This is a genomic window from Streptomyces sp. NPDC049577 (assembly GCF_040675635.1).
Taxonomy (GTDB): domain Bacteria; phylum Actinomycetota; class Actinomycetes; order Streptomycetales; family Streptomycetaceae; genus Streptomyces.
This window is the reverse complement of sequence record NZ_JBFAPH010000304.1, coordinates 1-7,662: the sequence shown is the minus strand read 5'-3', so window position 1 is coordinate 7,662 and position 7,662 is coordinate 1. Positions and strand designations below refer to the sequence as shown.

General features: G+C 73.0%; 6 protein-coding genes and 2 pseudogenes. 3 read left to right on the top strand and 5 right to left on the bottom strand.

Annotated features, from left to right (window positions below):
• Positions 1-181: pseudogene (locus AB0K09_RS26285) on the bottom strand (GNAT family N-acetyltransferase); the annotation flags it as partial.
• Between the two features lie 234 nt (positions 182-415).
• Here AB0K09_RS26285 and AB0K09_RS26280 point away from each other — a divergent pair.
• Entirely contained in the window at positions 416-2,392 is a 1,977-nt protein-coding gene (locus tag AB0K09_RS26280) for a bifunctional glycosyltransferase 87/phosphatase PAP2 family protein (protein WP_366067866.1), read from the top strand.
• A gap of 53 nt (positions 2,393-2,445) precedes the next feature.
• Here the strand turns inward: AB0K09_RS26280 and AB0K09_RS26275 are convergent, their stop codons facing one another.
• Genes AB0K09_RS26275 through AB0K09_RS26265 form a run of 3 tightly spaced genes read right to left on the bottom strand, consistent with a single transcriptional unit; the run spans position 2,446 to position 4,274 of the window.
• Positions 2,446-3,120 (bottom strand): hypothetical protein, encoded by a 675-nt coding sequence (locus AB0K09_RS26275; protein WP_366067865.1) that lies wholly within the window; start codon positions 3,118-3,120, stop codon positions 2,446-2,448.
• A 43-nt stretch (positions 3,121-3,163) separates the two neighbouring features.
• Entirely contained in the window at positions 3,164-3,658 is a 495-nt protein-coding gene (locus tag AB0K09_RS26270; protein WP_366067864.1) for a DUF6114 domain-containing protein, read from the bottom strand.
• Positions 3,645-4,274: a DUF6230 family protein gene (locus AB0K09_RS26265; RefSeq protein WP_366067863.1), complete on the bottom strand. Its 630-nt coding sequence runs from the start codon at positions 4,272-4,274 to the stop codon at positions 3,645-3,647. The genes AB0K09_RS26270 and AB0K09_RS26265 overlap by 14 nt, the downstream gene beginning before the upstream one ends.
• 261 nt (positions 4,275-4,535) lie before the next feature.
• On the opposite strand from AB0K09_RS26265, the gene AB0K09_RS26260 reads away from it, so the two are divergent.
• On the top strand, positions 4,536-5,486 hold the full coding sequence (locus tag AB0K09_RS26260; protein ID WP_366067862.1) for a serine/threonine dehydratase: 951 nt from the start codon (positions 4,536-4,538) through the stop codon (positions 5,484-5,486).
• A gap of 15 nt (positions 5,487-5,501) precedes the next feature.
• On the opposite strand, the gene AB0K09_RS26255 is transcribed toward AB0K09_RS26260, so the two are convergent.
• Positions 5,502-6,734 carry a cytochrome P450 gene (locus AB0K09_RS26255; RefSeq protein ID WP_366067861.1) on the bottom strand — a complete coding sequence of 411 codons (1,233 nt, stop codon included), beginning with the start codon at positions 6,732-6,734 and terminating at the stop codon, positions 5,502-5,504.
• A gap of 293 nt (positions 6,735-7,027) precedes the next feature.
• Here AB0K09_RS26255 and AB0K09_RS26250 point away from each other — a divergent pair.
• Positions 7,028-7,662 (top strand): annotated as a pseudogene (locus tag AB0K09_RS26250) (steroid 3-ketoacyl-CoA thiolase); the annotation flags it as partial.

Here is a 7,662-nt window from a genome sequence, read left to right as displayed (position 1 = left end):
GCCCGTCGGGCGGGGTGAGGTCGTCGCTGGGGTCCTCGGCCAGATGACGCTCGATCTCCTCGGGCGTCGAAGTCCGGCCCCGGTGGAGCTCGTACCAGCGGTCCGCGACGTCGACGAGGTACGCGCGCAGGAGTTCGGCCGCCTCCGGGGTGTTCACGGAGAGCGGGGCGGTGGTCCACATGATCGAAACCCTAATGGGGGCGGGCCATTGGGGGGAGAGGCGTTGGAATCCGGCCATGTGTGGGAGGTTGTCAGGTGACCTGGGAGTGACCTGCGTCTCATCCCCAGGACTCAGTAAGGTCTCAAACGGCTCTACGAGGGTGACCGAGCTGGGCGACGGGAGGAGCGGCTGACCGTGGCGGAAGCAGACCGGGGCGGACTGGTGAGTCCGCCGAGGGCGGGCTCGCGGACCGGCATGACCCTGGGAGCGCTGTGGCTCCTCGCCGGGCTGCTGGCCGCGCGTCAGGCGGCGGCGGTGCTGCGGCTGCCGCCCGAGCGGCGCTTCAGCGACCTCGAGCGCTGGATCGGTGACAACGGCGTCCTGCACGTCGGCGGCTCGCTCTACGGCGGCACGGACAAGTTCACCGGCACACCCTTCGCCGGCCTCGTCCTGAAGCCGTTGACCAAGGCCGCCGAGCAGGGGCTGGGCATCGGCTGGACCTTCGGCACGCTGCTGCTCGTCGTGGCGGTCGCGCTGGTCGCCGCCCGGGCACTGCCCGGCGTGGTCTCCCCGCGCACCGATCTGCTCGCGGCGCCGGTCGCCATCATCCTGGCCGTCCTCTCGCTGCCCGTCCGCAATACCTTCACCCTCGGCCAGACCAGCATCCTGCCGGTGCTGCTGGTCCTGCTCGGCTGCTGTCTGCCGCGCCTGGCGCGCGGCGACGGGCGGGCGAGCGGCGTCCTCGTCGGCGTCGCGGCGGCCCTCCAGCCCGCCGTACTGCTCCTCACCCCGGTGCTGTGGCTGTCCGGCCGCCGGCGCGCGGCACTCACCACGGGCGTCACCTTCGCGACGTGCACGGCACTCGTCTGGGTGGTCATGGCCGACGACTCATGGACGTACTGGGCGCACCACATCGCCGGTGCGGGCCTCGGCGAGAAGCCGGCCGGCCTCGCCAACCAGTCCCTGCACGGCCTGCTGCTGCGCGTGGGCCTGCGCGGCCCGCTGGAGCTCACGCTGTACGGGCTGCTGGCCGCGGTCGTCCTGGTGCTCGGCCTGCGCAGGGCCGTGCGCTACGCCCGCGACGGGCAGCCGCTGCTGGCCACGGCCATCACCGGCTGCGTCGCGGTCGCCGTCTCGCCCACCGCCTGGCAGCACCAGCAACTGTGGATCCTGCTCGCCGTCGTCGGCCGGGTCGGCAGGCGGCGCGCGGACCGGCTGATGTGGCCCGTGCTGGTGGTGCTCGTGATGACGCTGCCCAGCGCGATCCTGGTGGCGCCGAACCCGGTCCTCGGTCCGCTCGGCCAGAACGCGCCGCTGCTCGCCGCCCTCGCGGCGGCCTGCGCGATGCCGTTCCTCTCCCGGCGGTCGGAGGTGTGGGACCGGCCCGTTCCGTCACCGGTGGCCGAGCCGCAGCCCGGCCGGTTCTCGTGGGTGCCGCTGCTCGGCTTCTGGAAGCGGCCGCTCAACCGGCCGAACCTGGTGCTGGAGCTGATGCTGATACGGGTCGGCTACTGGGTCTACTCCTACATCCGGGCCGGCGCTCCGGACTCCCGCACCCTCGCGGAGTCGCACGGCCGGCAGATCCTGGGCGCCGAGGAATTCCTGCACCTGGACGTCGAGCACGGCTTCAACCACTTCGTGGCCGACCGGGCCTGGCTCGCCGGCAGCATGGACTACTACTACGGCACCTTCCATTTCCTGGTGCCGCTGTGTCTGCTGGGCTTCCTCTACCTGCGCCGCCCGGCCACGTACCGGTGGGCCCGCACGGCGCTGTCCCTGGCGACGCTGATGGCGCTCGCCGGCTTCTGGCTCTACCCGCTGGCCCCGCCGCGGCTGATGCCGGGCCATGGCTTCATCGACACCGCCAACGGCCCGCAGGACCTGGCCAACCCCGACTTCGGGGCGCTGACGGACCTGTCGAACCAGTACGCGGCGATGCCGTCGCTGCACATCGGCTGGTCGCTGTGGTGCGGCGTCGTCATCGCGGTGGTCGCGCCGAAGCTGTGGATGAAGTGCCTCGGCATGCTCTATCCGCTGCTGACCCTCTCGGTCATCATCGGCACCGCGAACCACTACCTGCTGGACGCGCTCGGCGGCGCGCTGGTCGTCGCCTCCGGCTTCGCCCTCCAGTACGCGCTGGCCGGCCCGGGCCGGCAGGCGCTCGCGCAGATCCCGGGGGCGCGCGGCGAGAGCGACGTGCGCGCGGCGGAACCGGCCCGCGCGGGCGGCTGACGAGGGGGCGCGCACGCGCCCCCTCGCGCGCTCTCGCTTTCGCGCGCTCCCCCTCAGCCGCCGACGGTGATCTGGGAGGCGGGGTCGGTCTGGTCCGTCACGTCGTAGACGGCGTTGAACAGGGACGTCTTGGCGCTGGTCGGACAGCCGAAGCCGCCCTCGGACCGCACGGGCACGGCCGCGTCCGTGACCGTGATCTGCGAGGGGGCGCCGTTGGTGAAGACGGCGGGGAACGTCGCGGCCTCCGTGGGCGCCGCGGTGACGGTGCAGGTGGCCAGCCCGGTCGTCTTCAGCACGAGCCCGCCGACGGGCACGGTGAGCGAGGCCGTGATGGGCGAGCCGTTCTGCATGGACACCTGCCAGTTGCCCGAGGTGACGACGGAGACCCGGACGCCCGGCAGGCTCGCGGTGCAGTTGGAGTACGTGGGCGCGTTGATGGGGCTGGCCACCGGCCCGGCCGGGTTGCTGTTGCCGGGCGCCTCGGGCACCACGTTGTTTCCGTTGCCCGGCTGCGAACTGGAGACCTTGCAGGTGACGGTGACCGAGCCCGCCTTGAAGGTGGCGCTGCCGTTGAGCACGGCCGCGAAGGAGTGCCCCGCCGGCTGAACCGTCGTCGGACCGGGCTCGGCGGCGACGCCGGCCCCGCCGAGGGCGAGCCCGCCGGCGACGGCGAGCGCGGCGCCCGTGGCGAGGAGCGCGGGCAGGGGCAGCGGTCGGCGAGTGGACATGGGGGTCTCCTTGAGTGGGAGGGGGAGGGTGGTGCGGCGTGCGCTAGGTGGTGCCGTGCTGGGCGGCGTCGTCGGTGCCCGTCTCCGTCTCCGGTGCCGTTTCCGGCATCGCGCCGGTCTCCGCACCCGCCACCGGCGCGGCCGGCAGCGGTTGCCAGGCGAAGGTCATGGCGCCGCCGAGGATGCCCAGGATCGTGCCGAACAGGAATCCGCCGAGGTTGGACAGGACCAGCGCGGCGGCCGCGATGAGGACCGTCACCACCCCGGCCAGGGCGCGGAACTGGGGGGCGAACCAGGCGCTCAGCCCCATGACGATCATGATCAGGCCCATGAGGACCGACGGGATGCCCGCGATCCCCTGCGCCAGCATGATCCTCAGGGGGGCCAGCGGAATGGCGCAGATCTCGGCCCCGGCGAGGACGGTGACGAGGCCGCCCCAGAAGGGGCGGCTCCTGCGCCACCGCCGCCAGGCGGCCCAGGGCCGGCGACGGGGACGGGCGGGCGCCGCGGTGCCGCCCGCCGCGTCAGAAGCACTCATGCTTGCCGAGGCTGATCTTCATGTCGAGGCCGGCGAGCTTGAAGGTGCCGGCGTTGGTCGCCCAGGCCACCTGGTGCAGATCGGTGATCTTGACGCTCTTGGCCTGCTGGCCGAACGCGTCCTGCATGCCCTGGGCGGAGGCGGGGCCCTTGTCGAGGGTGGAGGCGTCGCGGCCGATCTCGATGTCGTCGAAGGTGGCGTCACCGGACAGCTGGGTGGCGTCCACGAACAGATCACTCGCCTCGACCTGCTTGTCGCCCTTGCCGGCGTTGAGCCGCAGGGAGATGTCGCCGATGCCGGGCAGGGTGGTCACCACGGACTGGCACAGGTCGTGGAGCTTCGCGCTCTTGATGGCGGTGACGGCCACGGGCAGCAGCTGGTCGCGCGCGTTGGTGTCCACGCCGCCGTACTGGGCGAAGCCCTGGCCCTCCAGGCTGGCCGCCCCGACCTTGAACTGCTGGCCGGAGACCGCGAACGAGGCCGCCAGCGCGCCCTGCGCGAGGGCGACGGCCAGCCCGGCGGTGACGGCGAAGCCGGGCACGGACAGCATGGCGAACCGGCGCCACCTGACGCGTCCCGTCACCGGTCTTCCCTGAGCGTCGCGAACGTCCTTCATCCTGTTGTCCCCTCGAAAGAGCGGTGGGCAGCGCTGCCCGCGCTGCCGGCATGCGTGGGGTGCTTCAGACGAGCCCGAGGGAGACGGCCCCGCGGTGACGCACACGTGGGTGACGTGGCGAACAGCCGTCCCGGAAGGTGTACCCGAGGGTAAGTCCGGCGGTTGCGGCTGACAAGGGTTTTGGTACGGACCGATTTCCCTGTGCAGCAAGGGAGTTGTTGAATGGCGCCGAAGCCTCCCCCTCCCGACCGAGGACGTACCGTGCCGCTGAGCTTCGACGACATCAAGACCGCCGCCGACCGGATCGCGGGCCGCGTCCGCCCCGTGGCCGTGGCACCCCTCGACCCCGGCGCCGTGCCCGGCGCCACGGTGTGGCTGGCCCTGGAGTTCATGCAGCACACCGGCTCGTTCAAGGCCCGGGGCGCGCACAACTTCCTGGCCGCCCACCATGAGGCCGGCACCCTGCCGGAGGCCGGGGTGACCATTGCCTCCGGCGGCAACGCCGGCCTGGCCTGCGCCTGGGCCGCCCGCGAGCACGGCACGCCGGCCACCGTCTTCCTGCCCCGCACCGCCCCGCGGGTGAAGGTCGAGCGGCTGCGCTCCTACGACGCGGACGTCAGGCCGGCCGGCACCCAGTACGCCGAGGCCCTCGCCGCGTGCGAGGAGTTCGCCGCCCGCACCGGCGCCCTGGCCTCGCACGCCTACGACCACCCCCTGATCGCCGCGGGCGCCGGCACCCTGCTGGAGGAGATCCGCCGGCACGTTCCCGGACTCGACACCGTCGTCGTCGCGGTGGGCGGCGGCGGTCTCCTCGCCGGCGTCGCCACCGCCGCCCACCGGCACGGCGTGCGCACCGTCGCCGTCGAGCCCGAGAACTGCCGGGCCCTGAACGCGGCCCTGGAGGCCGGCCGCGTGGTGGACGTCGGCGTCGACTCGATCGCGGCCGACTCCCTCGGCGCCCGCCGCGCCTCGGCCACGGCCCTGCACGTCGCGCGGCACACCGGTGCGGTCTCCGTCCTCGTGCCGGACGCGGGCATCGAGGGGGCCCGCGACCTGCTGTGGGAGCACCGGCGCGTGGCCGTCGAGCACGGCGCGGCGACGGCCCTCGCCGCACTCTCGACGGGCGCCTACGCCCCGGCGGAGGGAGAGACGGTGGCCGTCGTGCTGTGCGGGGCCAACACGGACCCGGGCACGCTGGTGCGGGGGGTGTGATGCCGGGCTCCCGCGCTAGCCGTAGACGACCCGCATCTCCTTGATGCCGTTCAGCCAGGCCGAGCGCAGCCGGCGGGGTTCGGCGGCGAGGCGGATGGCGGGGAGGACGTCGGCGATCGCGGTGAAGATCAGGTCGATCTCCAGCACCGCGAGGGACTTGCCGAGGCAGAAGTGCGGGCCTCCGCCGCCGAAGCCGAGGTGGGGGTTGGGGTCGCGGGTGATGTCGAAGGTGCCGGGCGCGTCGAAGACCTCGGGGTCGTGGTTGGCGGAGGCGTAGAAGAGGCCGACCCGCTGTCCCTCCGCGATGCGCACGCCGCCGAGTTCGGTGTCGCGGGTGGCCGTGCGCTGGAAGGAGACGACCGGGGTCGCCCAGCGGACGATCTCCTCGGCCGCCGTCGACGGGCGTTCGGCGCGGTAGAGCTCCCACTGCCCGGGGTGGGTGAGGAAGGCGTGCATGCCGTGGCTGATGGCGTTGCGTGTGGTCTCGTTGCCGGCCACGGCCAGCAGCAGGACGAAGAAGCCGAACTCGTCGGAGCGCAGGTTCCCCTCGCCCTCGGCGGCCATGAGCCGGCCGACGATGTCCCGGGCGGGGCCGGCGGTCCGCGCGGCGGCCAGGTCCATCGCGTAGGTGATGAGTTCGGCCGCCGACTGCGTGCCGATCTCCTCGGTGATGGCGAGCTCGGGATCGTCGTAGGCGATCATCTTGTTGGACCAGTCGAAGATCTTCGCCCGGTCCTGCTGCGGTATGCCGATGAGCTCGGCGATGGCCTGGAGGGGCAGTTCGCAGGCGATGTCGGTGACGAAGTCGCCGGTGCCGGCGTCGCGCGCGCGGTGCACGATGGCGGCGGCGCGCTCGCGCAGGGCGCCCTCCAGGGCGCGGATCGCGCGCGGGGTGAAGCCGCGCTGCACGATCTGCCGGACGCGGGTGTGCTCGGGCGGGTCCATGTTGAGCATCATCAGCCGCTGGGCGTCGATCTGTTCGCGCCGGATGTGCGGGTGGAAGCGGATGACCGCGGTGTTGCGGTCGGAGGAGAAGTCCTCGGGCCGGGTGGAGGCGTCCTTCACGTCCGCGTGCCGGGTCACCGCCCAGTAGCCGTCGTCGCCGAAGCCGGCGGCGCCGTGCGGCTGGGCGATCCAGCACACCGGCGCCGTCCGGCGCAGCCGGGCGAACTCCGGGAGCGGCACCCGGTGGTGGTAGACGTCCGGGTCGGTGGGGTCGAAGCCCTCGGGCAGCGCGGGACACGGCATGGCGACCGCCCCTTCCAAGCCGGTGGGTAGCCGATGGGTGGCGGACCAGGAACTGATGGCCCGTCAGAAGCGTGTCGTCCGACGGTAGTGACGGACCCGAGCGGCGGCAAGGGAGACGACGCGGACCGGTGCGCGGCGGCCGCTGCGCGACCCTTGCGCACCGGGGGCGGCAGTCATAAGACTGCCAACGGAACTGGAACACGTATCAGAAGACGTACCAGTCGGGCCGGGGGACCCGCACAGCACCGCGCCGTGGGCGCCGGGACGTCCGCGGACGCAGGAGAGGACCAGCCATGGCCGCGGAACCCGTCATCGTCGAAGCCGTACGCACTCCCATCGGCAGGCGCCAGGGCGCGCTCGCCAACCTCCATCCCGCGTATCTGCTGGGTGAGACCTACCGGGAGGTCCTCGCCCGCACCGGGATCCAGCCCGACTGCGTCGAGCAGATCGTCGGCGGCACGGTCACCCACGCCGGGGAGCAGTCCATGAACCCCGCCCGTACCGCCTGGCTCGCCATGGGCCTGCCGTACGAGACCGCGGCCACCACCGTCGACTGCCAGTGCGGCTCCTCCCAGCAGGCCAACCACATGGTCGCGAACATGGTGGCCGGCGGCGTCATCGACATCGGCATCGCCTGCGGCGTCGAGGCCATGTCCCGCGTGCCGCTGGGCAGCGGGTCCAAGCACGGGCCGGGCAAGCCCTTCCCCGACGAGTGGAACGTCGACCTGCCCAACCAGTTCGAGGCCGCCGAGCGCATCGCCCGCCGGCGCGGCCTGACCCGCGAACGCGTCGACGAACTCGGCCTGCTCTCCCAGCACCGCGCGGCCGCCGCCTGGGCCGAGGAACGCTTCAAGCGCGAGACCTTCGCCGTCCAGGTGCCCACCACCGAGGACGAGCAGCAGGCCGGCCAGGGCATGTGGCGCCTCGT